The sequence below is a fragment of the Sagittula marina genome, from assembly GCF_014196795.1.
GTDB classification, from domain to species: domain Bacteria; phylum Pseudomonadota; class Alphaproteobacteria; order Rhodobacterales; family Rhodobacteraceae; genus Sagittula; species Sagittula marina.
Genome location: NZ_JACIEJ010000040.1, coordinates 1 through 1,563, shown reverse-complemented (window position 1 = coordinate 1,563; position 1,563 = coordinate 1). Strand labels below are relative to the sequence as shown.

Annotated in this window: 1 tRNA gene; it reads right to left on the bottom strand. The window is 56.8% G+C overall.

The features are described 5' to 3' along the window. Positions 1 to 108: 108 nt before the first annotated feature. Positions 109 to 185: transfer RNA gene (locus tag GGQ68_RS24050), tRNA-Arg, on the bottom strand. Between the last annotated feature and the right edge of the window lie 1,378 nt (positions 186 to 1,563).

Here is a 1,563-nt window from a genome sequence, read left to right as displayed (position 1 = left end):
TGCTAGAAGAAACCTTCAGAGAGGCACCCCGAGCCTCTTGACAGGGGGTGTGCATGAAAACCGCCAAATCGTGCAAGCTTATGCTTCATTGGCACAATTGGCTGAAAATGGCGATCCCGGGAGGACTCGAACCCCCAACATCCTGATTAGAAGTCAGGTGCTCTATCCAGTTGAGCTACGGGACCGTGGCGCGTTCATACCGATTAGAAACACGGTTCGCAAGCCGCTGCCGTTTTACCAAATGTCTGGATTTCTACCTCTGTAACTGCCTCAGACAATAGGTGAAACCGTCTAGCCCAACGAAAAAGAAACACAGCGGGACGCGCGGCGTGATCGCTAAGGCGCGCGTCCGGACCAGGATATATTTTGGGCTGTGTGGCGCGAAATTCCAAGTCAACGAAAGCCGTCGCAAAGTGGGGCAGCAAGGGTCCATGGATACACGCGCATCGACGCACAGATATTTCGCTCCCGCAATTTCAATGCAGGTGTCGCTGCTGGCGTGGCGTTTGAGCGCTCGGAGTGATCCTTTCGTGGGAATGGAGGGGCATTTGAGACAAGCTTGCCAGCTGAGTGACGCGTAGCTTTGCCTGTCTCGGCGTTTACAGTGCAAACCTGTCTAGACGGCACACACGCCGTTGGAGCTGCATTAGGGTGGTCACAGGCTTCGCTGGATCTGCATGAGTATTGAATTGAGTGCAAACCCGAGACCTTCGCGAAGTGGCTCAGGCCTGCGTCGGTGCCTGAGTTGAGGGCTGGCGCGAAGGGGCCCCTTACAAACGGTCTCTTCGAATCAGAGGGGCTGCCCCGCCGGGCGTCCCTCGCGCGAGATCCGGCAAGTGGTTAATGCGGTGCTCGGCAGTTAGGGCAGCGCCTCCGAACAAATGCTGGCCGGTTTTCGCCGCTATTTGATCACATCCGAGCTTCCTTGCGGCTGACCAGCACCGACCTGATCCAGATCTTGTTCTCCATCCGCCCCAAACGTCATTTGATCCGCAGATGCTGTATCCCTTGCTGCTGCTTTGTTGTGTTTGCCTCCGCAGTGACGGCGACGTCTGGATGCCATCGTGGTTCACATGGAAGGAGGGCGCCAATATCATGAACCGACGTCTACGGTTTCCGGAGGCCCGACGCCGAAGGTGGTCGCCCGACACACAGCAAGGCGCCGCTTGCGTTTGTGGGGGAGGGTGCTTTCTCGGCTTTTCGCAGAAGTGCTGCGAAACTGTGCGTGGGGCATGCGCGAGGTGTTTGGCCCTGTTTTGTTGGGGATTTGGCTGCAAAGGTCGCTCTTATCGAGGGGCGCATTTTTCAAATTGCAGTTTGGTTCCGTGTGAATTTGGATTTTTGGTGAGAAAGTTGAAAAAAGGGGTTGCGAGTCGTTTGGGGTAGCCGTAAAAGCCCCTTCACCGGCGGCGCTGAGGCGCTGCGGGACGGACCGGACGGAGCGGACGAGGCGCTGAGAGGCGACACAGAAGCGAAGCGAGGTTGAAGCATACCGAGGATATTGTCAGGCGGGCGCGCTGAGAGATTAGCGCGGCGGTCTGGTTTTTGCCCTCAACGTTATTT